The following is a 23,017-nucleotide window of genomic DNA, read 5'->3' on the forward strand; positions in this document are numbered from 1 at the left end:
CTAGGGGTGTCCCGGTGACGCACTCGTGATAACCCCCCGCTCTAACATCGGGGGTCCGTCAGCAGCACGCCGGTTCGGCGTCAGTGGCCCGTAAGTGGTCGCGCCGACATTACGGCCGCAATTCATCCAGGAGACACGAGACATGAGCAGCGCATCGAAGAACATTGAATCCGTCCTGGTCGAGAACCGCGTGTTCCCGCCCGATGCCCGCGCCACGGAGGGCGCCCGCATTTCCGGCATGGCCGCCTACGACGCCCTGTGCAAGGAAGCGGAACAGGACTTCGAAGGCTTCTGGAGCCGCCAGGCCACGACCCACCTGCAGTGGACGAAGCCCTTCAGCAAGATCCTCGACGAATCGAACGCGCCGTTCTACCAATGGTTCGGCGACGGCGAACTCAACGCCAGCGCCAACTGCCTCGACCGCCACATCGGCACGCCCGTCGAGAACAAGACCGCCATCGTCTTCGAAGCCGACGACGGCACCGTCACGAAGGTCACCTACAAGGAACTGCTCGCGCGCGTGAGCCAGTTCGCCAATGCGCTCAAGGCCTCCGGCATCCAGAAGGGCGACCGCGTCATCATCTACATGCCGATGACGGTCGAGGGCGTGATCGCGATGCAGGCCTGCGCGCGCATCGGCGCCACCCACAGCGTGGTGTTCGGCGGCTTCTCGGCCAAGGCGCTGCAGGAACGCATCATCGACGCCGGCGCGGTCGCGGTCATCACCGCCAACTTCCAGCTGCGCGGCGGCAAGGAGCTGCCGCTCAAGGCCATCGTCGACGACGGCATCGCGCTCGGCGGCTGCGAGTCGATCAAGACCGTGTTCGTGTTCGAGCGCACGCCCTCGGCCTGGAATCGCGTGGAAGGCCGCGACAAGACCTTCGCCGAGGCGCTGGCCGGCCAGAGCACCGAGTGCGCGCCCGAGCCGGTGAATGCCGAGCATCCGCTGTTCATCCTCTACACCTCGGGCTCCACCGGCAAGCCCAAGGGCGTGCAGCACGCCACCGGCGGCTACCTGCTGTGGGCCAAGATGACGATGGACTGGACCTTCGACATCCGCCCCGAGGACGTGTTCTGGTGCACCGCCGACATCGGCTGGATCACGGGCCACACCTACGTCGCCTACGGCCCGCTCGCGGCCGGCGCCACCCAGGTGGTGTTCGAGGGCATCCCGACCTTCCCGCACGCGGGGCGCTTCTGGCAGATGATCGAGAAGCACAAGGTCAGCGTGTTCTATACCGCGCCGACCGCGATCCGCTCGCTGATCAAGGCGGCCGAGGGCGACGAGAAGGTGCATCCGAAGAACTGGGATCTCACGAGCCTGCGCATCCTGGGTTCGGTCGGCGAGCCGATCAATCCCGAGGCCTGGATGTGGTACCACCGCAATATCGGCGGCGAGCGCTGCCCGATCGTCGACACCTTCTGGCAGACCGAGACCGGCGGCCACGTGATCACGCCGCTGCCGGGCGCCACGCCGCTGGTGCCGGGCTCGTGCACCTTGCCGCTGCCGGGCATCATGGCCGCGATCGTCGACGAGACCGGCAAGGACCTGCCCAACGGCGCGGGCGGCATGCTGGTGATCAAGCGGCCCTGGCCCTCGATGATCCGCACCATCTGGAACGACCCCGAGCGCTTCAAGAAGAGTTATTTCCCCGAGGAGATGGGCGGCACGATCTATCTGGCGGGCGACGGTGCGGTGCGCAGCGCCGACCGCGGCTACTTCCGCATCACGGGCCGCATCGACGACGTGCTCAATGTGTCGGGCCACCGGCTGGGCACGATGGAGATCGAGTCGGCGCTGGTGTCCAAGACCGACCTCGTGGCCGAGGCCGCGGTGGTGGGGCGCCCCGACGACCTGACGGGCGAGGCGATCTGCGCCTTCGTCGTGCTCAAGCGCGCGCGGCCGACCGGCGAGGAAGCCAGGCAGATCGCCACCGAGTTGCGCAACTGGGTGGCCAAGGAGATCGGGCCGATCGCCAAGCCCAAGGACATCCGCTTCGGCGACAACCTGCCGAAGACGCGCAGCGGCAAGATCATGCGGCGGCTGCTGCGCAGCATCGCCAAGGGCGAGGCGATCACGCAGGACACCTCCACGCTCGAGAATCCGGCGATCCTCGATCAGTTGTCGCAGACGAATTGAGCGACGCGGCATTCCTGCTGTAGGACAGGGGCGTCTGTGCCGGGCCGAGGGCCGGGCAGGCCCCTTCGCTGAGGTAAAACCGCTGGCACCACCGCGCGCCTCGAAGCGCGCGGGTTCCCAACGTGTTCGATCTTTCCGAAGGAGGCCCCCATGGGCGTGAGATCCGCTTTCCTGTTCGTCATCGTGCTGCTGATCGCGGCACTGGCCGCGCTCAACTGGGGCACGCTGTCCACGCCCACCGATGTGTGGCTGGGCTTCATGACCGTCTCGGCGCCGCTGGGCCTGATCATGCTGGGGCTCACCGTGGTGCTGGCGGCCTTCTTCCTGGTCTACGTGCTGTACCTGCACAGCTCGGTGCTGCTCGACACCAAGCGCCACACCAAGGAGATGCAGGTGCAGCGCGACCTGGCCGACAAGGCCGAGGCATCGCGCTTCACCGAACTGCGCAACTTCCTGCAGGCGCAGGAGAACCAGCACATGGCGCAGAACGCCGACCGCCAGACGGCCCTGCTGGCGCGCATCGACCAGCTCGAGGCCGCGGTGCGGCTGCGTTCGGACCAGTCCGACAACACGCTGGCCGCGCACATCGGCCAGCTCGAGGACCGCATCGAGCGCCGGCCTTCGCTGCCCGTGGAACTCGATCCGCGGGTCTGAGGACCGGCCTTACTTCGTCGACAGGATCCAGGCCGCGAGCTTCTTCGCGTCGGCTTCGCTGACCTGGTTGTTGGCCGGCATCGGCACCGGGCCCCAGACGCCCGAACCGCCCTTGATGATCTTGCCGGCCAGCATGTCGGCCGCGCCCGCGTTGTCCTTGTACTTGGCCGCCACGTCCTTGAACGACGGGCCGAGCACCTTGCGCTCGACCGCATGACAGCTCATGCAGTTCTTCGAGGTGGCCAGCGCCAGGTCGGCGAAGGCGGGGGCTGCCAGGCCGAGGGCCAGGGTCGCGAACAGCAGGGCTCTTTTCATGGGGATCGGATTCTCTGTTTATGTAAGGGCTGAGTTACATTCGACGGCTCAACGCGATGATTGTAGGGAGCACCGACCGCCGGCGTGCGACCGCATCGCGCGACACGACCCGAAGGGATTCGCGATGTGGTTTCTGGTGCTGGGCATCCTGGGCGTGGCCCTCAAATACTTCGAAGTCGGCCCGGTCGCCACCTGGAGCTGGTGGATCGTGCTGATTCCCTTCGCGCTCGCCATGGCCTGGTGGGCCTGGGCCGATGCCTCGGGCTACACCAAGCGCAAGGTGGTCGAGCGCGAGGATGCGCGTCGCCAGGCGCGCATCGACCGGCAGAAGACCAACATGGGCCTGAAGACCGGCAGCGGATCGCGCCCACGCCGCTGACTCCTCTGCGCTGACGGGCCCGCCGTGGTCCGCATGTGAAACTCTTCCGACGCGCCGCATGCATCGCGGCGCTTCACCGGGGAGGATCGAAATGACCACACGCATGCCGTCGAGCGGGCTCGCGCCCGTGCTGCGGATCGCCATGGGCTTGCTGATCGTGCTGGCCATGGGCGCGGCCGGCTGGCTGCATCGCTCGCCATGGATCGTGCTGCTGGCGACGCCGCTGTTCACCGTGCTCTATGCGCTCGGCAAGTGGAATGCCTGGACCTTGGCCTGGCGGCTCGGCGGCGCGAAGCGGATCGTGCTGTCGGCGCTGGTGACGCTGCCGATCCAGGCGGTGCTCGCGGGCGTGTTCTATCTGCTCGGGCTGGGCCTGAGCATGCTGCTGGCGCCGGCCGCGCCGATAGCCGCGTTCTCGGGCGCCGACGTCCAGTGGGCCGCGGCGCTGTTCGTGCTGGCGGTCGTGGTGAGCGCTGCGATCATCCGGCTCGAGGCCGCGGCGCCCGAGCCCGTGGCTGCCACGCCATCGCCCGTATCACCCGCAGCGGAAGCCGAGCCCGAACTCGACATCGACCCGACGCCGCTGAACCCCGACACCTTCTTCGAGTCCCCCGGCTACTGGCGCAAGAACGCCGCGCGCGAAGCGCTCGCACAGCGCGGCGCGCCGGTCGAGAAGCCGCCGTTCGCGGCCAGCGAGGCCATGCTCGCGGCCGCCGAAGCGCGGTTGGGCTTTCGCCTGCCCGACACGCTGCGCGAGCTCTATGGCCGGATGAACGGCGGCTACGTGGGCTGGCTCTATGTGCCGTTGAAGCGCGATGCCGGTCCGTTCTACGACGACTGGCGCGGCGCCTTCTCCATCGACTATTCGAGCCTCGCGGCCGTGGACAAGCTGCGTACCGTGGCCGAGCACTACGAGGACTTCACGCACGAGCCCGAGGACGTGCCGGCCGGCGCCGACAAGCTGGTGGTGCTGCAGGCCCGCTACGGCGACATGACCCTGCTCGACTACACGCGGGGACCGCAGGCGCGGGTGCTCATCGCGGACTTCGACCGCCAGCCCGGCGTGGAGCCGGTCGACATCGCCTTCGAGAACTTCGACGATTTCCTCGCGGCGCTGCGGCGCGTGCGCCCGGAGCGGGGCGTGGCGCGAACGGTCGCGCGCGATCTGGGCCCGCCGCTGGGCGAGGCACCGGAGCAATGGCGTGCCTCGATGTTCTGGGGCGAGGCACAGCCTCATTTCTTCTATCTCAACGCGGCGCAGCGCAAGGACGGTTCCGAGCCGCAACTGACGGCCGACGATGCGTTGATCGCGCAGACCGAGGCGCGGCTGGGCCTGCGGCTGCCGGGCGCGCTCGTGGCGCTGTGGCGCGTGAAGAATGGCGGCGGCGTCTCGTGCCGCTGGGTCGACATCGCCGACGGCGAAGGCCAGCCGTACAGCGAGGTCCTGCGCTACCTGATGCCGATGGAATACCTCGCGACGCTGGCCGAGCTGTCGGACCGCATCGTGTTCCCGCCGGGCGAAACGCCGTGGAAGCAAGGCTTCGACGCGCCGCAGCGCATCGTGGTGCTCGAGGCCGACCACGGCAGGGTGGTCATGCTCGACTATCGCGACAGCGGCGCGCAGGCCCCGGCCGTGCTGGTCGTGGACGACCTGGACCGCGGTCCGCCGCGCGAACTGCTGCGTTTCGAGAGCTTCGACGACCTGTTGCCGCGCCTGCGCCCGAAGTCCATCGGCTACGAGGACGTGGCGAAACCGTGGCAACCACCGGCCGCCACGGCCTGAACGCCGGGCTTCAGAACTTGTCGAGCACCGCGCCCGAGCTCGCGCTCGAGGCATTGAACGCGAACTTGGCCTGCACGCCGCGCGTGTAGCGCGGGGCCGGGGCCTTCCAGCCTTCGCGGCGCTTGGCGATCTCGGCCTCGGGCACGTTGAGCTCGAGCTTGAGCGCATGCGCGTCGATGGTGATCGAGTCGCCCTCGTGGACGAAGGCGATGGTGCCGCCGGCCGCCGCTTCGGGCGCCACGTGGCCCACCACCATGCCCCAGGTGCCGCCAGAGAAGCGGCCGTCGGTGATCAGGCCCACGCTCTCGCCGAGGCCCGCGCCGATCAGCGCACCCGTGGGCGCCAGCATCTCGGGCATGCCCGGGCCGCCCTTGGGGCCGAGGTAGCGCAGCACCATCACGTCGCCGGCCACGATCTTGCCGTCGAGGATGGCCTTGAGCGCCGACTGCTCGTCGTCGAACACGCGCGCCGGGCCGGTGATGACCGGGTTCTTGAGGCCGGTGATCTTGGCGACCGCGCCTTCGGGCGACAGGTTGCCCTTGAGGATGGCCAGGTGGCCTTCGTCGTACATCGGCTTGTCGATCGGGCGGATCACGTCCTGGTCGGCGCGCGGCACGTCGGGCACGTCCTTGAGCACTTCGGCGATGGTCTGGCCGCTGATGGTGACGCAGTCGCCATGCAGCAGGCCGGCGTTGAGCAGCACCTTCATGACCTGCGGAATGCCGCCGGCCTGGTGCAGGTCGACCGCGAGGTACTTGCCCGAGGGCTTCAGGTCGCAGATCACCGGCACCTTCTTGCGCATGCGCTCGAAGTCGTCGATGGTCCATTCCACCTCGGCCGCGTGCGCGATCGCGAGGAAGTGCAGCACCGCGTTGGTCGAGCCGCCCGTGGCCATGATCACCGCCACCGCGTTCTCGATCGCCTTCTTGGTCACGATGTCGCGCGGCTTCAGGTCCTTCTTGATCGCCTCGATCAGCACCTTGGCCGATTCCTTGGCCGAGTTGGCCTTCTCGTCGTGCGGGTTCGCCATGGTCGACGAATAGGGCAGCGAGATGCCGAGCGCCTCGAAGGCGCTCGACATGGTGTTGGCCGTGTACATGCCGCCGCACGAGCCGGTGCCGGGGATGGCGCGCTTCTCGATCTCGTGCAGGTCCTCGTCGCTCATGTTGCCGGCGGCGTTCTGGCCCACGGCCTCGAACACGCTGACGATGTTGAGGTCCTGGCCCTTGTAGCGGCCCGGCAGGATGGTGCCGCCGTAGACGTAGATGGCAGGCACGTTGGCGCGCAGCATGCCCATCAGGCCGCCGGGCATGTTCTTGTCGCAGCCGCCGACCACCAGCACGCCGTCCATCCACTGGCCGCCGACGCAGGTCTCGATGCAGTCGGAGATGACCTCGCGGCTCACCAGCGAGTACTTCATGCCTTCGGTGCCCATGGCCATGCCGTCGGAGATGGTGGGGGTGCCGAACACCTGCGCGTTGCCGCCGGCTTCCTCGATGCCCGCGATGGCCGCGTCGGCCAGCTTCTGCAGGCCCGAGTTGCAGGGCGTGATGGTGCTGTGGCCGTTGGCGACGCCGACCATCGGCTTCTTGAAGTCGCCTTCCTCGTAGCCCATCGCGTAGAACATCGAACGGTTGGGCGCGCGGCTCTTGCCTTCGACGATGTTGGCGCTGCGGCGATTGATCTGGATTGGCTTGGTGTCCATGGTGGGTGTCTCTTCGATCGTGGGGAGGGAAAACCGGGGAGCGCCAAGTATCGGACTTCTGATTGATTGCTTCCAATCCATTTTGAGAGGCCGATTGATATGCTTGGCATATGAATGAAAGCCTGATCGACCTGCGGGCCTGGCGCCAGTTCGTGGCCGTGGCCGAGGAACTGCATTTCGGCCGCGCCGCCCAGCGCCTGCACATGACCCAGCCGCCGGTCACGCAGGCCATCGCCCAGCTCGAGAAGACCCTGGGCGTGGTGCTGTTCGACCGCACGCGGCGCCGGGTGGCGCTTACGCCGGCCGGCGAGGCGCTGCTGCCCGACGTGCGCGAGCTGCTGGCGCGGGCCCAGGCCCTGCCGGCGCGCGCCCGCGCGGCCGCGGCCGGGCAGGTGGGCCGGGTGCGCATCGCCTTCGTCTCGACCGTGGGCTTCGAGCAGTTGCCCGACTGGGTGCGCGAGTTCCGCGTGCTCTGTCCCGAGGTGGCGCTCGAGCTGGTCGAGGCCACGGGCGACGTGCAGCTCGAGGCCTTCGCGCGCGGCGAGATCGATGCCGGCCTGATGCTGCATTCGCCGGGCGCCGCGCCGCCGGGGCTGGCGCGGCTGGCGGTGTCGCAGGAGCCGCTGGTGCTGGCGCTGCCGCAGCGGCATGCGCTCGCGAGCGCCGAGAAGCTGCCGCTGGCCGAGGTGCTGGCCGAGCCGCTGGTGATCTTTCCGCGCCGCATCGTGCCTTCGCTGCACGACGCGGTCTTCGCGCTCTACCACGCGGCCGGACGCGCGCCGCAGCTGGCACAGGAGGCGATCCAGATGCAGACCATCGTCAACCTGGTTTCGGGCGGCATCGGCGTGGCCTGGGTGCCCGAGAGCGTCACGCAGTTCCGCCGCGCGGGCGTGGTCTACCGCGGCGCCGACGAGTTCGCGCCCGTCGGCCGGCGCCGCGCGGTGCCGGTGCTGCCGCGCTGCGAAACCAGCCTGGTGTGGCCGGCCGAGGCCGCCAACCCAGCGCTCGAGCGCTTCATCGCGTTCGTGCAGGAGCGCCAGCCGGCGGCCGCGCGCGGCGCGAAATAGCGGCGGGAGCGGGCGGCGGTCCGTCGAGGGCCGAGGCCAGCAGCGTCTCGAGCCAGCCCGCGAAAGCCTGCATGCGCCGCGACAGGTTGCGCCGGTGCGGATACACCAGGTGCACCGGCAGCGGCTCGGCGCGTGCGTCGGGCATCAGCTCGACCAGCTCGCCGGCCGCGAGCTGCGTGCGCACGTCGTACAGCGGGATCTGGATCAGCCCCAGGCCCGCGAGCGCGCAGGCGATGTAGGTCTCGGCGTTGTTGGCCGTCACCTGGCTGCGCATGCGCAGCGAGGCGGTCTCGCCGTCGCGCTGCCATTCCCAGGGCGCCGCGCGGCCGCTGGTCGGCGAGGCGTAGTTCACCGCCAGGTGCTGCGGCAAGTCGGCCGGCGTGCGCGGCGTGCCGTGCCGCGTCAGGTAGGCCGGGCTCGCGCAGTTGACCAGCGTGAAGTGCCCGAGCGGCCGCGCCACCAGGCTGCTGCTGGCCAGCGGCCCCACGCGCAGCGCGCAGTCCACGCCCTCGTGCACCAGGTCGACCGCGCGGTCGCTCGAGCCGAGTTCGAGCTCGAGCGCCGGATAGCGCGCGAAGAAGTCCGGCAGCGCGGGCGCGATCAGCAGCCGCGCGATGCGGCTGGGCACGTCGACCTTGAGCCGCCCGCCCACGCTGCCGTGCGTGGGCAGGAACTGCTGCTCCAGGTCGTCCATGTCGGCCACCAGCGCGCGGGCGCGCTCGAGCAGCACCTCGCCGTCGGGCGTGAGGCCCACGCGCCGCGTGGTGCGGTGGAGCAGCCGCGAGCCCAGCCGCGCCTCGAGCTGCTGCACCGCGGTCGAGATGGTGGCGCGCGGCAGGCCGAGGCGGTCGGCCGCGCGCGTGAAGCTGCCGGATTCGGCCACGCGCAGGAAGACCTGGAGGAGGTCGATGCGGTCCATGAGAAGGGTCCGGGTCTGGCGCGAGGCGGCCGATTGTTCGGAAATTTCCAAACAGTCTAGCCTCGAATTGCCTATTTATCGGCCGTCTGGCGATCAATACACTGCGCCTCGTGTCACACATCAATGGCTTTCAACCAAGGAGATCCCCATGTCCGCACGCACACTGAAGAACAAGGTCGCCGTCATCGCCGGCGGCGGCAAGAACCTCGGCGCGCTCGTCGCCGAACAGCTGGTCGACGGGGGCGTGCGCGGCGTCGCCATCCACTACAACAGCGACAGCTCGCGCGCCGATGCCGAGAAGACCGCCGCCGCCCTCAAGGCCAAGGGCGCCGACACCCTGCTGGTGCAGGGCGACCTCGCGGTGGTCGAGAACAACGTCAAGCTGTTCGACCAGGCCGTCAAGCAGTTCGGCCAGGTCGACATCGCGATCAACACCGCGGGCGTGGTCATCAAGAAGCCGATCCTCGACGTCACCGAAGCCGACTACGACAAGAGCTTCGACGCCAATGCCAAGGCCGCCTTCTTCTTCATCCAGCAGGCCGGCCGCACGCTGGCCGAGGGCGGCAGCATCGTCACGATCGTGAGCTCGCTGCTCGCGGCCTACACGCCGTTCTATGCGATCTACCCGGGCTCGAAGGCCGCGGTGGAGCACTACACGCGCGCCGCCTCCAAGGAGTTCGGCGACCGCGGCATCTCGGTCAACGCGATCGGCCCGGGCCCGATGGACACGCCCTTCTTCTATGGCCAGGAGAGCAAGGAGGCGGTGGACTACCACAGCAGCGCCGCCGCGCTCAGCAAGTTCTCGAAGAAGGGCCTGACCGACATCGAGGACATCGCGCCCATCGTGCGCTTCCTGGTCACCGAGGGCTGGTGGATCACCGGCCAGACCATCTTCGCCAACGGCGGCTACACCACGCGCTGACGCATCGCATCGGGCAAGCGATGCATACGCTCATCGTGATGGGCAGCGGCTTCGTGCTGCTGGCCCTTTTCCTGCTGGCCGGCCGCGTGCTGGGCGGCAGCGGCGACGCGGCCCTGAGCACGGCCGCGATGTGGTTCGTGCCGGCCTGGTTCATCGGCGCCGGCATCAACATGGCGGTGGGGGTGATCGAGGCCGGCTACAGCGTGGCCGAGGAGCTGCCGATCTTCCTGCTGGTGTTCGCCGTGCCGGCCGCGGTGGCCGGCCTGGTGTGGTGGAAATTCGGGCGCTGAGCGCCTGAGGGCGGCGGGGCGCCGGGCCGCGTGCCCGGATGCCCCCACGCCCCCGGCCGCGTCATGCGGCGCGGGCACAATCCGCGGATGCTCATGTATCCGCAGATCAATCCCATCGCCCTGCAGCTCGGGCCGATCGCCATCCACTGGTACGGCCTGACCTACCTGGCGGCCTTCGCGCTGTTCTACTTCCTCGGCACGCTGCGGCTCAAGCACGAGCCCTACCGCAGCCTCGTGGGCGCCGGGGCCTGGCAGCGCAAGGACATCGAGGACATCCTGTTCCTCGGCGTGGTCGGCGTCATCGTCGGCGGGCGGCTCGGCTACTGCCTGTTCTACCGGCCCGAGTTCTACCTGTTCAACCCGCTCGAGATCTTCAAGGTCTGGGAAGGCGGCATGAGCTTCCATGGCGGCATGCTCGGCGTGATCGCGGCCATGGTCTGGTTCGCGCGTTCGCGCGCGCGGCCGTTCTGGCAGGTGATGGACTTCGTCGCGCCCTGCGTGCCCACCGGCCTCGCGGCGGGGCGCGTGGGCAACTTCATCAATGGCGAACTCTGGGGCCGCTTCAGCAGCCCCGACCTGCCCTGGGGCATGGTGTTCCCGCAGAGCGGCTCGATGCTGCCGCGCCATCCCTCGCAGGTCTACCAGTTCCTGCTCGAGGGGCTGCTGCTGTTCGTGCTGCTGTGGCTCTACGCGCGCAAGCCGCGCAAGCAGGCCCAGGTGTCGGCCGCCTTCCTGGTCGGCTACGGCATCTTCCGTTTCATCGCCGAGTTCTTCCGCGAGCCCGACAAGATCTTTGCCCATCCGGGCAACGAATTGGGCCTGCGCGCCCTTGACCTGAGCCAGGGCCAGTGGCTCTGCGTGCCGATGATCCTGGGCGGCATCGCGCTGTGGGTCTGGGCCTCGCGCCGCGAGCAGGCCGTGCCGGTCGCGAGCAAGGCCTGACGCCGCACCGGGAGCCGGGGAGGGCGGGGCACCGCCCCGTCCCGCACTCGCTGCTCCCCCTGCGTGCCGCACCGCCGGCCACGCAACCTATCGTCTGACCAGGGTAAGTCCGGAGCCCCGCGCCGCACGCGCGGCCCTTGCGCTGCTTCGCATCCAGGCTCAGAATTACGCGTAATTACAGGAAATTACGCGATCGAACCCGCCATGCGCCTGGTCCACAACTCCCTGCACGACGAAGTCGCCACCACGCTGCGCGAGCAGATCTTCGACGGCACCCTGGCGCCCGGCAGCTTCGTCGACGAGATCGCGCTGTGCGAGCGCCTGTCGATCTCGCGCACGCCGCTGCGCGAGGCGCTCAAGGTGCTCACGGCCGAAGGCCTGCTGCGCCACGAGCCGCGCCGCGGCTGCTTCGTGCGCGAGGTGACCGAGCGCGATCTCGACGAGATCTTTCCGGTCATTGCGCTGCTCGAGGGCCGCTGCGCCTTCGAGGCGGCGCGCAACGCCAGCGATGCCGAGCTGCACGAGCTCGACGCCCTGCACGAGCGGCTGGTGCGCCACGCCAAGGCCAAGCGCATCAACGACTACTACGCCACCAACCACCTGATCCACGAGGCCATCATCCAGCTGGCCGACAACAAGTGGCTGGCCCAGGTGATCGGCGACCTGCGCAAGATCCTCAAGCTCGCGCGCCAGCAGCAGCTGCATGCGCCGGGGCGGCTCGAGCAGAGCCTGTCGGAGCATCTCGCGGTGTTCGCGGCGCTCAAGGCGCGCGACAGCGAAGGCGCCGATGCCGCGATGCGCACCCACATGACGCGCCAGCGCGAGGCGCTGCGCGAGGTGATGCGCAACCAGCAGAAATCGCGGGTCATGCCATGAAGCGCGCCGCCACCTCTTCTTCGTCTTTTTCTTTCTGCATGGGAGTGCATCCACGATGAGTGCGACCGAATGGTTCCAGGCGCGATTGCGCACGGGCGACAAGAACGAACGCAAGGTGCCGGTGGCCTCCGACGCGCCGGCCAAGGGTGCCGCCAAGTCGGCCCCCAAGCCCAGCGCCCGCACCACCGCCGAGCGGCTCGAGGCCACCCTGCGCAAGGCCGACGAGGCGCTGTCGCCGCGCGCGCTGCGCCGCGTGCTGGCCGCGATGCAGTCGGTGATCGACCCGCGCGTGAGCGAGGTCGAGGGCGGCCGCCGCGCCCATGCCATCGCGGTCGAATACGCGGCCGCCACGCCCGAGGAGCGGCGCGATTTCTGGGCGCTGATGAGCGAGCATTTCGCCGCCGATGCGCAAAAGCTCAAGACCGCGCGCGACCAGCACCAGGCCGCCGTCGGCACGCCCGACGAAGGCCAGGCCGAGCTCAAGCTGCGCCGCGCGCTGGTGTCGCCGCGCATGCGCCTCTTGCAGCGTTTCGCGGTCGAGCCCGCGGGCATGCGCTTTTTGGTCGACCTGCGCGCCGAGCTGCTGCCCGGCCTCAAGGGCGACCGCCGCCTGCTCGCGCTCGACGCCGAGCTCGAGCAGCTGTTCTCGACCTGGTTCGACGTCGCCTTCCTCGAGCTGCGCCGCATCGACTGGAACTCGCCGGCCTCGCTGATCGAGAAGCTGATCCGCTACGAGGCGGTGCACGACATCAAGAGCTGGAACGACGTGAAGAACCGGCTCGACGACAGCGACCGCCGCTGCTACGGCTTCTTCCATCCGCGGCTGCCCAACGAGCCGCTGATCTTCGTCGAGGTGGCGCTGGTCGACCGCGTGAGCGACGGCATCATGCCGCTGCTCGACGAGGCCGCCGTGCCGGTGCCGCCGGCGCGCGCCACCACCGCGATCTTCTATTCGATCAGCAACACCCAGAACGGCCTGCGCGGCGTGAGCTTCGGCGATTCGCTGATCAAGCGCGTGGTCGAGACCCTGCAGGACGAGCTGCCGCGGCTGAAGACCTTCGCCACGCTGTCGCCGATCCCGGGCTTTCGCACCTGGCTCGCGAAGAACGCGCCCGACATGGTCGCGCGCCTCGACGAGAAGCGCGCCGCCGAAGTCGGCCGCCTCGTGGGCTCGCTGCCGCCCACGGCCGACCGGCTGGTGGCCGCGGTCGATGCCGCCGCGAGCCTGGACCCCAAGTCGCCGCTGCGCCAGTGGCTGCTGCAGTGCGCCGCCGAGTACCTGGGCCGCTCGCTGGTCGACGGCACGCCGGCCGACCCGGTCGCGCGCTTCCACCTGGGCAACGGCGCGCGCGTCGAGCGCCTCAACTGGGCCGGCGATCCGTCGCCCAAGGGACACAAGCAGTCCTATGGCCTCATGGTGAACTACCTTTACGATCTCAAGCGTCTCGACCGGCACCGCGACTGGCTCGCGCAAGGCAAGGTGGCCGTGTCGGGGGACGTCGACAGTCTGTTTTTCAAGAAGGCCTGACCGGGCCCCAAGCCCGGCGCACACAGCGCCGGCCGTCGCATCCGCGGCGATCCACAACGACAGGAGATGAGACAGATGAACCAGAGTTTTCAGCGGCGCGACGTGTTGCGCCTGGCGGCTGCGGGCGCGGCGGTTCTGTGCGGCGGCGCCGCGACCGCGCAGAGCAACTGGCCGACCAAGCCGGTCAACATGATCGTGCCGTTCCCGGCTGGCGGCGGCACCGACGCCTTCGCGCGTCCGCTGTCGGGCCAGTTCGCCAAGCTCACGGGCCAGACCCTGGTGATCGACAACCGCGGCGGCGCGGGCGGCACGCTGGGCGCGAGCATCGCCTCCAAGGCGCCGGCCGACGGCTACACGCTGTTCATGGGCGCGGTGCACCACGCGATCGCGCCCTCGATCTATCCCAAGCTCGACTACGACATCGAGAAGGACTTCGTGCCGCTGATGCTGCTGGCCAACGTGCCGCAGGTGGTGGTGGTCAATCCCAAGCGCGTGCCCGCCGCGACCATCCAGGAATTCATCGCGCTGGTGAAGCGCAGCCCCGGCAAGTTCAACTACGGCTCGGCCGGCGCGGGCACCTCGCACCACCTGGCGGGCGAGCTGTTCAAGATCCAGACCGGCACCTTCATCACCCACATCCCGTACCGCGGCGCGGGCCCGGCGCTGGCCGACCTGATCTCGGGCAACGTCGACCTGATGTTCGACGGCCTCGGCTCCTCGGCGCAGCACATCAAGAGCGGCCGCATCAAGGCGCTGATGGTCGCGGGCGCCAAGCGCAACCCGGCCTTCCCCGACGTGCCCTGCGCGGCCGAGGTGGGCCTGCCCGACTACACGGTGACCACCTGGTACGGCCTCTGGACGCCCAAGGGCACGCCGGCCGACGTGCAGGCCAAGGTGGTCGAGGACATGAAGAAATCGCTCGCGAGCGACGAGCTCAAGGCCATCTGGGCGCAGAACGGCTCCGAGATCCCGAACCTGACCATGGCCGCGTACGGCGGCTTCGTCAATTCGGAGATCAAGCGCTGGGCCGCCGTGGTCAAGGCCTCGGGCGCCAAGCTCGAATGAGCGCGGGCAGCGTCAGCCTGCGCCGCGAGGGCGCGCTCGCGTTCCTCACGCTGTCGAACCCGGCGCGCCTGAACGCGATGACGCGCGCGATGTGGCGCGAGTTGCGCGCGCTGGTGGCCGGCCTCGGCGCCGACCCGGCGCTGCGCTGCGTGATCGTGCGCGGGGAGGGCGGCGCCTTCTGCGCGGGCGGCGACATTTCCGAGTACCCGTCGTTCCGCTTCGAGGCCGCGAGCCTGCGCGAATTCCACGAGAACGAGGTCTGGGCCGCGCTGCAGGCGCTGCTCGACTGCCCGCTGCCGCTGGTCGCGCAGATCGAGGGCGCCTGCATGGGCGCGGGCATCGAGATCGCGAGCTGCTGCGACATCCGCCTCGCGGGTACCTCGTCGAAATTCGGCGCGCCGATCGCGAAGCTCGGCTTTCCGATGGCACCGCGCGAGGCCGCGCTGGTGCATGGCGCCATCGGCGACACGCTGGCGCGCGACATGCTGCTGGCCGCCGGCGTGCACGACGCCACGCGGCTCTACCACGCGGGCTTCCTGCTGTCGGTGCTGCCCGATGCCGAGGTGGCCGCCGCGGCCGAGGCGCACGCGGCGCGCATCGCGCGGCTCGCGCCGCAGACAGCGCGCATGCACAAGCGCACCTTCGCCGTGCTGCACCATGCCGTGACCGGCGCCAACACCGCGCCGCCCGAGGTGGAGCCGGTCGCCGCGCTGGTCGCCACCGCCTACGACTACGCCGACTCGGCCGAGCACCGCGAAGGCATCGCCGCCTTCCTCGCCAAGCGCGCGCCCGATTTCTGACCCGCCTTTCGTTTTCCGCCTCCTGTGAAGTCCGACCGATGAAGAAGACCGCCAACGCCAACCTGTTCGCCGCCCTGCGCGCGGCCTTTCCCGCCGACCTCGATGCCATCGCGGTCGAGACCGACAACGGCCTCGCGTATTCGTGGCGCGACCTCGATCGCGCGAGCGCGATGATCGCCAACCTGCTCGACGCGCTGAAGCTCGAGAAGGGCGCGCGCATCGCGGTGCAGGTCGAGAAGTCGGTCGAGGCGATGCTGCTGTACCTCGCCACCCTGCGCGCGGGCTATGTGTTCCTGCCGCTCAACACCGCCTACCAGAGCGCCGAGATCGAGTACTTCATCGGCAACGCCGAGCCCGCCGTGGTGGTCTGCACCAGCCGCAACGCGGCCTGGGTGGCACCGCTGGCCACGGCCGCCGGCACCCGCCACGTGTTCACGCTCGACGACGACCGCAGCGGCACCCTGCTCGAGGTCGCGGCCAGCTGCAGCGATGTGCACAAGCCGGCCACGAAGTCGGCCGACGACCTGGCCGCGATCCTCTACACCAGCGGCACCACCGGCCGCAGCAAGGGCGCGATGCTCACGCACGGCAACCTGCTGTCGAATGCCGAGGTGCTCAAGGACTACTGGGGCTGGACCGAGGGCGACGTGCTGATCCACGCGCTGCCGATCTTCCACGTGCACGGCCTGTTCGTGGCGCTGCACGGCGCGCTGCTCAACGGCAGCAAGATCCTCTGGTTCTCGAAGTTCGATCCCAAGCGCATCGCCGCGAAGCTGCCCGAGGCCACCGTGTTCATGGGCGTGCCCACGCTCTACGTGCGCCTGCTGGCCGAGCCCGGCCTCACGCGCGAGGCGGTGCGCAACATGCGGCTGTTCGTCGCGGGTTCGGCGCCGCTGCTGATCGAGACCTTCGACGAGTGGCGCGAGCGCACCGGCCACACCATCCTCGAGCGCTACGGCATGAGCGAAACCATCATGCTGACCTCGAACCCCTACCGCCCCGAGCAGGGCGAGCGCCGCGGCGGTACCGTCGGCTTCGCGCTGCCGGGCGTGCAGCTGCGCGTGCGCGACGACCAGGGCCGCGACTGCACCACCGACGAGATCGGCGGCATCGAGGTCAGCGGTCCCAACGTGTTCGCGGGCTACTGGCGCATGCCCGAGAAGACGCAGGAGGAGTTCACGGCCGACGGCTTCTTCAAGACCGGCGACGTGGGCAAGATCGACGGCCGCGGCTACATCACCATCGTCGGGCGCAGCAAGGACCTGATCATCAGCGGCGGCTACAACGTCTATCCGGCCGAGATCGAGGGCTACATCAACGAGATGGCCGGCGTGGCCGAGAGCGCGGTGGTCGGCGTGCCGCACCCCGACTTCGGCGAGGTCGGCGTGGCGATCGTCATCGCCAAGCCCGGCGCCACGCTCGATGGCGACGCGATCGTGGCCGAGCTCAAGGCCCGGCTCGCGAACTTCAAGATCCCGAAGCGCTGCTTCATCGTGCCGGAGCTGCCGCGCAACACCATGGGCAAGGTGCAGAAGGCGCTGCTGCGCGGCGAGCACAAGGGCTTGTTCGCCTAGGCGTTCTAGGTTTGGGGCGCGTCCTTCGCGCGCCTGAACACGATGTCCTCCACCATCGGCTCGAAGGGCACCGCGATGCGGTCGATGCGGCCCGCGCGGTCGTAGAGAAAGCTCAGCGCGAGGTTGTCCGGGTGGAACACCGTCGGCCGGTCCGGCGTGACGAACATGTCGTAGTGCCAGTGCGTGAGCGCGCCGGCGGCGCCGCGCCAGTGCCAGGCGAGGTGGTCGCCCTCGTGCGCGATCTCGATGCAGCCGTAGGCCGGATGCTCGTAGCGGCCCGCATATTCCTCGAGCGCATGGCTGGGCTGCGTGCCGGTGCGGCGCCGGTCCGTGCGCGCCTTCTCGTCGACCCGCTGCTGCACCAGGTCGGCGCGGCGCTTCGTGAGCAGCCGCTGGAACCAGTCGACCGGCTCGCGGCCCGCGATGCGGTCGAGCGCCGCGAAGGTGAGGATCGAGGGCACGGCGCCCGGCGCGCGGTTGGTCAGCACCGCCACGCCCGCGCGGCGCGAGGGCACCACGGTCATCAGCGTGGCCCAGCCGAACCACGAGCCCGAATGCGCGAGCGTGCGGTCGCCGCGGTAGTTCTCGCAGAACAGGCCCAGGCCGTAGTGCGAATCGCCGATCTCCGCATGTTCGGAGCGCGACATCCAGGCGCGCGGCATGCCCATCTCGCGCACCGTCTTGGCCGACAGCAGCGGCGTGTCGCCCACGCGGCCTTCGTCGAGCAGGCAGCGCATCCACTTCGCGAGATCGGCGGCGCTGGCATTGAGCCCGCCGCCCGCGGCCGTCGGCACCGGCCACAGCTGCGCGGGCACGGGATCGCCCTCGACCATGGTGTGCGGGCGGGCCGCATCGGCGGCCGCCACCAGCGCGTCGATGCCGAAGCCGTAGTGCGTGAAGCCCAGCGGTTTGAGCAGCCGCTCGGTCACGAAGTCCTGCCATCCCTGTCCGCTGATGCGCTCGATCACGATGCCCGCGACCATGTAGCCGAGGTTCGAGTACTGGAAGGCCTCGCGCAGTTCGCGGCTCGGCACCAGGTGGCGCAGCAGCGGCAGCATCTGCGCGCTCGTCAGGTCGGCCGGCATGTGCAGCCAGTCGTGGCGCGGCAGGCCGCTCAGGTGGCTCAGCAGGTCGCGCACCGTGAGCTGCGCGGTCGCCACCGTATCGTGCAGCCGGAACTCCGGAATGACTTCGCGCACCGGCCGGCTCCAGGCGAGCCGGCCCTCGTCGACCAGCAGGCCGAGTCCGGCCGCGGTGAACGACTTGGTGATCGAGCACAGCAGGAACTGCGTGTCGGCGGTCACGGGCTCGTTGCCGCGCAGGTCGCGCACGCCATAGCCCTTCAGCAGCGAGACCTCGCCATCTTCGATCACCGCGAGCGCGAGCCCCGGGATCTTCCATTCCTTCATCGAGCTTTCGACGAGGCTTTCGAATTCGCGCCACATGATCGGGGTCCTAGGGTTCGGGGCGCGAATCCTAAGGCATCCGCCATGCGGCGCTCTCAACCCATGCCGTTCATCAGTCCCGTGCGCGCATGGCAGTTGACGTATTCGTAGCGCTGTTCGTTGGCCTTGAGCACCGACACCTCGTGGTACACGCGCAGTTGCAGCTGGAAGTTCAGCGCCTGCACATAGCGCATGAAGCTGCCGAAGATCGCCACGTGGGTCGGATGCGATTCGGCCCAGCGTTCCATGTCGGCCAGCGAGTGCCAGAAGCTCAGGCCGAAGGACTTCTGCAGCGGCGCGCCCTGCGCATCGAGATGCTGCATGTAGCGGTTGCTGTAGCAGCCGATGGCCAGGCCCTGGTCGCGCAGGAAGTCCATGCCTTCGCGCAGCACCGGCTCCATCTCCTCGAGATAGAGCGTGCGCTCCTGGCCGGTGGTGTCGGTCCATTCCTGGCCCGAGCGGATCATCGCGACGTGTTCATGGCCCGCGATGCGCACGCGCCGGCCCGGCGCGGGCTCGTCGCCGATCGCCGCGCGCGTGCCCGAGGGCGACATCGGATCGGTCTGCGACAGCGGGATGCGGTCGCGCATCGATCCCCAGTAGCCATGCTCCTGCAGCTCGCCGCTCACGCCGCCCATGGCCACGCCGATGCCCTCGAGCCGGTCGGGCGTGTTGAACATGGTCTCGAAGTGCTGCACGCGCGGCGACACGATCTCGCGGAAATAGCCCAGGCCCTCGTGCAGCCGCTCGTCCGACTGCCACCAGCCGTCGATCTCGGGCGTGGCGCTCCAGCGCGCGAAGGCCGCCGGATCGGTCCAGTAGGCGATCGCGATCATGTTGTCGTGGCCGTCGGCATCGACATAGTGCGTAAGGTCGTGGTGCAGCGGGCCGTCGGGCCGCGCGAAGTCGCGCGCGATGCGCATCAGCGCGGCGCAGGCGCGGCCCTGCTGCGCGGCGCCGAGCGACTGCACGCCGAAGTAGCCCATCACCACCTGCGTGACCGCGCGGTCGGCGCGCGCCGACCAGACGGGGTAGGGCGGTGTGTAGTCGTCCTCCACGCGGCGGGTGCGCGTGCGCGGGCACTTCAGGTGCTCGTCGATGGCGGATTCCATGGCGCGGCTCCTTCGTACGCGCTCAGGCCTCGACCGGCTCGGCCGCGTTGCCCTCGGGCACGGGCGTGAGCTGCACCACCACGGGCTCGCGGCGCGTCTTGTTGAGCAGCAGCTGCGTGACGTCGGGCCGGGAGTAGTGGCCGCTCGGGTCGGCCGCGGCCTTCGCGAGCGAGATCATCCCGAGGTCGATGTCGGCGATCACCAGGCCTTCCTCGGTCTCGGGCAGCGGCGTGCCGAGCGCGGAGCCGTCGGGCCCGTAGATGCGCGCATGGCCGCCGCCCACGCCCAGCATCTGCTGCTTGCCGGCATCGGTGCACATCAGCTCGCTCATCGCCTTCGAGACCGTGGCGCAGGGCGCGAGCACGAAGCAGCCGCCCTCGACCGCATAGACCTGGCTCGCGGCATTGTTGACCTCGGCGCCCAGCGCGTTGGCCGCGCCGCGGTAGAGCGAGAAGCTGGGCCACGCGGCGCAGTGGATCTGCTCGTTCTGCGAATACATCGCGTACTTGCTCAGCGGCTGCAGGTGTTCCCAGCAGCACAGCGAGCCGATGTTGCCGATGGCGGTGGGCACCACGTGCAGGTCGGCGCCGTCGCCTTCGCCGAACACGGTGCGCTCCACGTGCGTGGGCTTGAGCTTGCGGCGCGTCTGCGCCACCTGGCCCTGGTCGTCGATCAGCGCCTGCGCGATGTAGAGGCTGCCCGCGGCCTTCTCGCTGAAGCCGAACGAGAGCCAGATCGAATGCTGGCGCGCGGCCGCCTGCAGGCGCTCGAACTCCACCGAGCCGATCACCAGCGAGTTGTCGTGGTAGCGCTGCACGAACTGCATGCCCCAGGCCGGCGAGTCGAGCCAGATCCACCAGGGATAGCCGGGGATCCAGGTCTCGGGAAAGGCGATCAGCTTCACGCCCTGCGCGGCGGCCTGCGCCATCAGGGCGATGGTCTTGTCGATGGTGCCGTCGAGGTCGAGGAACACGGGCGCGGCCTGCACGGCGGCGACGCGGAGCTTGGGATGAACGGTGGTGGGCATGGCGGGGCCTTTCGGTGGAGAACGTGGATTCGCCGCGGTGCCCCGGCGCGGGTTTGCGCGGTGGCATGCGGGTTGCTTGAAGCGTAAATTCGCCGCCTGCGAACGCCTTGACCGCAACTTGCACCGTTCTTGTTCCTGTGTCGCATGCCCCGCCGTTCCCCTCCCTCGAGGCCCTACCGATGAACACGCTGCTCAGCACCGATGCCGTTGCGCGCTCGCAGCGGCTGGCCTACTGGACCGACATGATCTGCAACGTCTATGTGCAGCTCGGTTGCGATCCGGTGCGGCCCGACGAGTCCGAGGACTTCGAGGGCAGCATCCGCCAGCACACGCTGCCCGGGCTCGACGTGTCGGTGGTGCGTTCGGGCCCTCAGAAGGTGCTGCGCACCTCGGGCCACATCGCGCGCTCGGGCGACGACTACTTCCTCGTGAGCATCCAGGCCCAGGGCCGCGGCGTGGTGCGCCAGGACGGGCGCGACGCGGTGCTCGAGGCCGGCGACTTCGCGCTCTACGACAGCACGCGGCCCTACCAGCTGCTGTTCGACGACCGCTTCGAGCAGATCGTGCTCAAGCTGCCCGGCGACCGGCTGCGCAGCGAGTTGCGCGAGACGCAGGCGCTCACGGCCACCACCGTGTCGGGCCGCCAGGGCGCGGGCCACCTGCTGCTGGGCATGATCCGTACCCTGCGCGAGGACATCGAGACGCTGCAGCCGGCTTCGGCGCTCGCGGTGGCCAATGGCGTGCAGAACATCCTGGTGGCGGGGCTGCAGACCCTGCCGGCGGCCAGCGCGCCTTCGCTCAGCAGCCTCACGGCCTATCACCTCGCGCGCGTGAAGCGGCGCATCGAGGAACAGCTCGGCGATCCCGCGCTGTCGGTGGGCAGCCTCGCGGCCGAGCTCGGCGTGTCGGCCAGCCAGATCCACCGCGTCTTCAAGAGCGAGCCGCTGACGCCCGCGCAGTACATCTGGGAGCGCCGGCTCGAGGCCTGCAGCCGCGACCTGCTCGAGCCGCGCCTCGCGGGCCGGCCCGTGGCCGAGATCGCCTATGGCCGCGGCTTCAACGACGCGGCGCATTTCAGCCGCGCGTTCAAGGAGCGCTTCGGCTGCTCGCCGCGCGAGTGGCGGCAGCAGCGCATGCAGTAGACCCTACTGCTGGACCAGCAGCACCGAGATGTCGGTCTCGGCCACCACCTTGGTCGCCACCGAACCCATCAGTGCGCGGCCGAACAGGCCATGGCCGTGCGTGCCGAGCACGATCAGCTCGGCCTGCGCGGCAGCGGCCGCCTTGAGGATCTCCTCGGCCACGTGGCCGTGGCGCGCGTCGATGCGGAAGTTTGCGACGCCGTTGTCGGCGAAGTATTGCTTCACCGGGTCGACCACCTTGGCGCTTTCCTCGGCGTAGTAGTCGGCGACCGCCTCCTTGCTGAGGTGGCGCGCCACGTTGGCCGAGATGCCGGTGCAGACATGGACCACCACGAGCTCGTGGCCATCCACGAACATGTTGCGATGGGCGATCAGATAGGCGAGGGCCTTCTGGGTGAAGGCGCTGCCGTCGGCGGCGATGAGGATTTTCATGCGCTCGTTATAGGACCCGCACCGGGCCGCCGCAACGAAGTCAACACCGTTTGCGGGTGCTTGCGGCTCAGGCCGCCTGACGCGCGAGCCGCAGGTGGGCGCGCAGCGCGGCATCGAAGCGCTCGGGCTGGTCGATGTTCGGCAGGTGGCCCGCGTCGGGAACGATCTCCAGAGAGGCGCCGAGGATCTCGGCCTGCAGCTCGCGCATCGCGTCGGGCAGGCCGCCGTCGTTGGCGCCCGCGATCAAGGTCGTGGGCACGTGGATGCCGCGCGCGGCCGCGCGGTGGTCGAGTTGCTGGATCGCGCGCGCGCAGCCGACCATGCCCGCGCGCGACGTGCCGGCCGCGGCCGCATGCAGGGCCCGCGCCTCGGCGGGATGGGCCTCGATGAAGCTGCGGCCTAGCCAGCGTTCGATGGTCGGGCCCGCGAGCGCTTCGCAGCCCTGGGCCTCGACGAGCGCGATGCGCTCGTCCCAGGGCTGCGCGAAGGCCGCGGGCGCGTCGGCGCGGCAGTCGCACAGGCACAGGCTGGCCAGGCGCTCGGGATGCCGTTCGGCCAGCGCGAAGCCGCACATGCCGCCGAGCGAGAGCCCGATGTAGTGCGCCGCGCGGATGTCGAGCGCATCGAGGATCTCGACCACGTCGCGCGCCAGGTCGCCCATGCGCCAGGGCAGTGATGGCGGTGAGGGCGCCTCCGACCGGCCATGGCCGCGCGTGTCGGGCCGCAGCACGCGCCAGCCCTCGGCGGCCAGCCACCCGGCCTGGCGGTGCCACAGCACCGACGAAGACAGGATCGCGTGCGCGAGCAGCACCACGGGGCCGTCCGCGGGGCCGTCGATATGGACCGCGACGCGGCAGGCCGCGGTGGGAAGGAGGAGGTGCCGGGTGGTCGTCATGAGGG

22 protein-coding genes are annotated in these 23,017 nt (G+C 69.6%); 14 read left to right on the forward strand and 8 right to left on the reverse strand.

The features are described from left to right. The first annotated feature begins 142 nt into the window (after positions 1-142). Both acs and AC07RV_RS07950 read left to right on the forward strand, forming a co-directional pair. Positions 143-2,140 carry an acetate--CoA ligase gene (acs, locus tag AC07RV_RS07945; protein ID WP_492713615.1) on the forward strand — a complete coding sequence of 666 codons (1,998 nt, stop codon included), beginning with the start codon at positions 143-145 and terminating at the stop codon, positions 2,138-2,140. Between the two features lie 150 nt (positions 2,141-2,290). Then, positions 2,291-2,794 (forward strand): LapA family protein, encoded by a 504-nt coding sequence (locus tag AC07RV_RS07950; RefSeq protein ID WP_208513145.1) that lies wholly within the window; start codon positions 2,291-2,293, stop codon positions 2,792-2,794. 9 nt (positions 2,795-2,803) lie between these two features. Here the strand turns inward: AC07RV_RS07950 and AC07RV_RS07955 are convergent, their stop codons facing one another. Continuing rightward, a complete protein-coding gene (locus AC07RV_RS07955; RefSeq protein WP_057594543.1) occupies positions 2,804-3,109 on the reverse strand; it encodes a c-type cytochrome in 306 nt (101 codons plus the stop codon). A gap of 124 nt (positions 3,110-3,233) precedes the next feature. Here AC07RV_RS07955 and AC07RV_RS07960 point away from each other — a divergent pair, with 124 nt between their 5' ends. Together AC07RV_RS07960 and AC07RV_RS07965 are read left to right on the forward strand one after the other, a co-directional pair. Continuing rightward, positions 3,234-3,488: a TIGR04438 family Trp-rich protein gene (locus AC07RV_RS07960; RefSeq protein WP_093342394.1), complete on the forward strand. Its 255-nt coding sequence runs from the start codon at positions 3,234-3,236 to the stop codon at positions 3,486-3,488. A 91-nt stretch (positions 3,489-3,579) separates the two neighbouring features. Then, positions 3,580-5,271 (forward strand): SMI1/KNR4 family protein, encoded by a 1,692-nt coding sequence (locus AC07RV_RS07965; protein ID WP_296776761.1) that lies wholly within the window; start codon positions 3,580-3,582, stop codon positions 5,269-5,271. A 10-nt stretch (positions 5,272-5,281) separates the two neighbouring features. Here the strand turns inward: AC07RV_RS07965 and ilvD are convergent, their stop codons facing one another. Next, on the reverse strand, positions 5,282-6,976 hold the full coding sequence (gene ilvD / locus AC07RV_RS07970) for a dihydroxy-acid dehydratase (protein WP_296776758.1): 1,695 nt from the start codon (positions 6,974-6,976) through the stop codon (positions 5,282-5,284). 110 nt (positions 6,977-7,086) lie between these two features. Between ilvD and AC07RV_RS07975 the strand changes: the two genes are divergently transcribed. Continuing rightward, positions 7,087-8,043: a LysR family transcriptional regulator gene (locus AC07RV_RS07975; RefSeq protein WP_296776756.1), complete on the forward strand. Its 957-nt coding sequence runs from the start codon at positions 7,087-7,089 to the stop codon at positions 8,041-8,043. Here the strand turns inward: AC07RV_RS07975 and AC07RV_RS07980 are convergent. Continuing rightward, positions 7,991-8,962 carry a LysR family transcriptional regulator gene (locus AC07RV_RS07980; RefSeq protein WP_296776754.1) on the reverse strand — a complete coding sequence of 324 codons (972 nt, stop codon included), beginning with the start codon at positions 8,960-8,962 and terminating at the stop codon, positions 7,991-7,993. The genes AC07RV_RS07975 and AC07RV_RS07980 overlap by 53 nt on opposite strands. A gap of 148 nt (positions 8,963-9,110) precedes the next feature. Here AC07RV_RS07980 and AC07RV_RS07985 point away from each other — a divergent pair, with 148 nt between their 5' ends. The 8 genes from AC07RV_RS07985 to AC07RV_RS08020 all read left to right on the forward strand — a co-directional run bounded on the left by AC07RV_RS07985 (position 9,111) and on the right by AC07RV_RS08020 (position 16,959). Next, the gene (locus AC07RV_RS07985) at positions 9,111-9,884 is read left to right on the forward strand and encodes an SDR family oxidoreductase (protein ID WP_093342386.1); all 774 of its coding nucleotides are present in this window, start codon (positions 9,111-9,113) and stop codon (positions 9,882-9,884) included. Between the two features lie 20 nt (positions 9,885-9,904). Continuing rightward, on the forward strand, positions 9,905-10,174 hold the full coding sequence (locus AC07RV_RS07990) for a hypothetical protein (RefSeq protein ID WP_208513143.1): 270 nt from the start codon (positions 9,905-9,907) through the stop codon (positions 10,172-10,174). Positions 10,175-10,261: 87 nt separating this feature from the next. Continuing rightward, positions 10,262-11,116, forward strand: a complete 855-nt coding sequence (lgt, locus tag AC07RV_RS07995) for a prolipoprotein diacylglyceryl transferase (RefSeq protein ID WP_203201273.1) — start codon at positions 10,262-10,264, stop codon at positions 11,114-11,116. Between the two features lie 204 nt (positions 11,117-11,320). Next, on the forward strand, positions 11,321-11,992 hold the full coding sequence (locus tag AC07RV_RS08000; protein WP_057594552.1) for a GntR family transcriptional regulator: 672 nt from the start codon (positions 11,321-11,323) through the stop codon (positions 11,990-11,992). Positions 11,993-12,047: 55 nt separating this feature from the next. Further along, positions 12,048-13,520 (forward strand): malonyl-CoA decarboxylase, encoded by a 1,473-nt coding sequence (locus AC07RV_RS08005; RefSeq protein ID WP_296776748.1) that lies wholly within the window; start codon positions 12,048-12,050, stop codon positions 13,518-13,520. A gap of 75 nt (positions 13,521-13,595) precedes the next feature. Then, positions 13,596-14,585, forward strand: a complete 990-nt coding sequence (locus tag AC07RV_RS08010) for a Bug family tripartite tricarboxylate transporter substrate binding protein (RefSeq protein WP_296776745.1) — start codon at positions 13,596-13,598, stop codon at positions 14,583-14,585. Further along, positions 14,582-15,385: an enoyl-CoA hydratase/isomerase family protein gene (locus tag AC07RV_RS08015; RefSeq protein WP_296776743.1), complete on the forward strand. Its 804-nt coding sequence runs from the start codon at positions 14,582-14,584 to the stop codon at positions 15,383-15,385. The genes AC07RV_RS08010 and AC07RV_RS08015 overlap by 4 nt, the downstream gene beginning before the upstream one ends. 38 nt (positions 15,386-15,423) lie before the next feature. Next, complete coding sequence (locus tag AC07RV_RS08020; RefSeq protein WP_296776741.1) at positions 15,424-16,959, forward strand: malonate--CoA ligase; 1,536 nt, start codon at positions 15,424-15,426, stop codon at positions 16,957-16,959. Between the two features lie 5 nt (positions 16,960-16,964). On the opposite strand, the gene AC07RV_RS08025 is transcribed toward AC07RV_RS08020, so the two are convergent. The 3 genes from AC07RV_RS08025 to AC07RV_RS08035 are packed head-to-tail and all read right to left on the reverse strand — an operon-like array spanning position 16,965 to position 20,543. Beyond that, the gene (locus tag AC07RV_RS08025) at positions 16,965-18,404 is read right to left on the reverse strand and encodes a serine hydrolase (RefSeq protein WP_296776739.1); all 1,440 of its coding nucleotides are present in this window, start codon (positions 18,402-18,404) and stop codon (positions 16,965-16,967) included. A 56-nt stretch (positions 18,405-18,460) separates the two neighbouring features. Then, positions 18,461-19,516 (reverse strand): phenylacetaldoxime dehydratase family protein, encoded by a 1,056-nt coding sequence (locus AC07RV_RS08030; protein WP_296776737.1) that lies wholly within the window; start codon positions 19,514-19,516, stop codon positions 18,461-18,463. A gap of 22 nt (positions 19,517-19,538) precedes the next feature. Then, entirely contained in the window at positions 19,539-20,543 is a 1,005-nt protein-coding gene (locus AC07RV_RS08035) for a carbon-nitrogen hydrolase family protein (protein ID WP_093342366.1), read from the reverse strand. A 179-nt stretch (positions 20,544-20,722) separates the two neighbouring features. Between AC07RV_RS08035 and AC07RV_RS08040 the strand changes: the two genes are divergently transcribed. Beyond that, positions 20,723-21,685 carry an AraC-like ligand-binding domain-containing protein gene (locus AC07RV_RS08040; protein ID WP_296776733.1) on the forward strand — a complete coding sequence of 321 codons (963 nt, stop codon included), beginning with the start codon at positions 20,723-20,725 and terminating at the stop codon, positions 21,683-21,685. A 3-nt stretch (positions 21,686-21,688) separates the two neighbouring features. Here AC07RV_RS08040 and AC07RV_RS08045 read toward each other — a convergent pair whose 3' ends face one another. Beyond that, on the reverse strand, positions 21,689-22,117 hold the full coding sequence (locus tag AC07RV_RS08045) for a universal stress protein (RefSeq protein WP_296776731.1): 429 nt from the start codon (positions 22,115-22,117) through the stop codon (positions 21,689-21,691). 67 nt (positions 22,118-22,184) lie between these two features. After that, on the reverse strand, positions 22,185-23,012 hold the full coding sequence (locus AC07RV_RS08050; protein WP_296776729.1) for an alpha/beta fold hydrolase: 828 nt from the start codon (positions 23,010-23,012) through the stop codon (positions 22,185-22,187). Positions 23,013-23,017 lie beyond the last annotated feature (5 nt).

It is taken from the genome of Variovorax sp. GW821-FHT09B01 (genome assembly GCF_059418345.1).

Bases quoted from the DNA above. Each gene is read 5' to 3' on its own strand.
- acs (WP_492713615.1), top strand. From the start codon at position 143: ATGAGCAGCGCATCGAAGAACATTGAATCCGTCCTGGTCGAGAACCGC.
- AC07RV_RS07950 (WP_208513145.1), top strand. From the start codon at position 2,291: ATGGGCGTGAGATCCGCTTTCCTGTTCGTCATCGTGCTGCTGATCGCG.
- AC07RV_RS07955 (WP_057594543.1), bottom strand. From the start codon at position 3,109: ATGAAAAGAGCCCTGCTGTTCGCGACCCTGGCCCTCGGCCTGGCAGCC.
- AC07RV_RS07960 (WP_093342394.1), top strand. From the start codon at position 3,234: ATGTGGTTTCTGGTGCTGGGCATCCTGGGCGTGGCCCTCAAATACTTC.
- AC07RV_RS07965 (WP_296776761.1), top strand. From the start codon at position 3,580: ATGACCACACGCATGCCGTCGAGCGGGCTCGCGCCCGTGCTGCGGATC.
- ilvD (WP_296776758.1), bottom strand. From the start codon at position 6,976: ATGGACACCAAGCCAATCCAGATCAATCGCCGCAGCGCCAACATCGTC.
- AC07RV_RS07975 (WP_296776756.1), top strand. From the start codon at position 7,087: ATGAATGAAAGCCTGATCGACCTGCGGGCCTGGCGCCAGTTCGTGGCC.
- AC07RV_RS07980 (WP_296776754.1), bottom strand. From the start codon at position 8,962: ATGGACCGCATCGACCTCCTCCAGGTCTTCCTGCGCGTGGCCGAATCC.
- AC07RV_RS07985 (WP_093342386.1), top strand. From the start codon at position 9,111: ATGTCCGCACGCACACTGAAGAACAAGGTCGCCGTCATCGCCGGCGGC.
- AC07RV_RS07990 (WP_208513143.1), top strand. From the start codon at position 9,905: ATGCATACGCTCATCGTGATGGGCAGCGGCTTCGTGCTGCTGGCCCTT.
- lgt (WP_203201273.1), top strand. From the start codon at position 10,262: ATGCTCATGTATCCGCAGATCAATCCCATCGCCCTGCAGCTCGGGCCG.
- AC07RV_RS08000 (WP_057594552.1), top strand. From the start codon at position 11,321: ATGCGCCTGGTCCACAACTCCCTGCACGACGAAGTCGCCACCACGCTG.
- AC07RV_RS08005 (WP_296776748.1), top strand. From the start codon at position 12,048: ATGAGTGCGACCGAATGGTTCCAGGCGCGATTGCGCACGGGCGACAAG.
- AC07RV_RS08010 (WP_296776745.1), top strand. From the start codon at position 13,596: ATGAACCAGAGTTTTCAGCGGCGCGACGTGTTGCGCCTGGCGGCTGCG.
- AC07RV_RS08015 (WP_296776743.1), top strand. From the start codon at position 14,582: ATGAGCGCGGGCAGCGTCAGCCTGCGCCGCGAGGGCGCGCTCGCGTTC.
- AC07RV_RS08020 (WP_296776741.1), top strand. From the start codon at position 15,424: ATGAAGAAGACCGCCAACGCCAACCTGTTCGCCGCCCTGCGCGCGGCC.
- AC07RV_RS08025 (WP_296776739.1), bottom strand. From the start codon at position 18,404: ATGTGGCGCGAATTCGAAAGCCTCGTCGAAAGCTCGATGAAGGAATGG.
- AC07RV_RS08030 (WP_296776737.1), bottom strand. From the start codon at position 19,516: ATGGAATCCGCCATCGACGAGCACCTGAAGTGCCCGCGCACGCGCACC.
- AC07RV_RS08035 (WP_093342366.1), bottom strand. From the start codon at position 20,543: ATGCCCACCACCGTTCATCCCAAGCTCCGCGTCGCCGCCGTGCAGGCC.
- AC07RV_RS08040 (WP_296776733.1), top strand. From the start codon at position 20,723: ATGAACACGCTGCTCAGCACCGATGCCGTTGCGCGCTCGCAGCGGCTG.
- AC07RV_RS08045 (WP_296776731.1), bottom strand. From the start codon at position 22,117: ATGAAAATCCTCATCGCCGCCGACGGCAGCGCCTTCACCCAGAAGGCC.
- AC07RV_RS08050 (WP_296776729.1), bottom strand. From the start codon at position 23,012: ATGACGACCACCCGGCACCTCCTCCTTCCCACCGCGGCCTGCCGCGTC.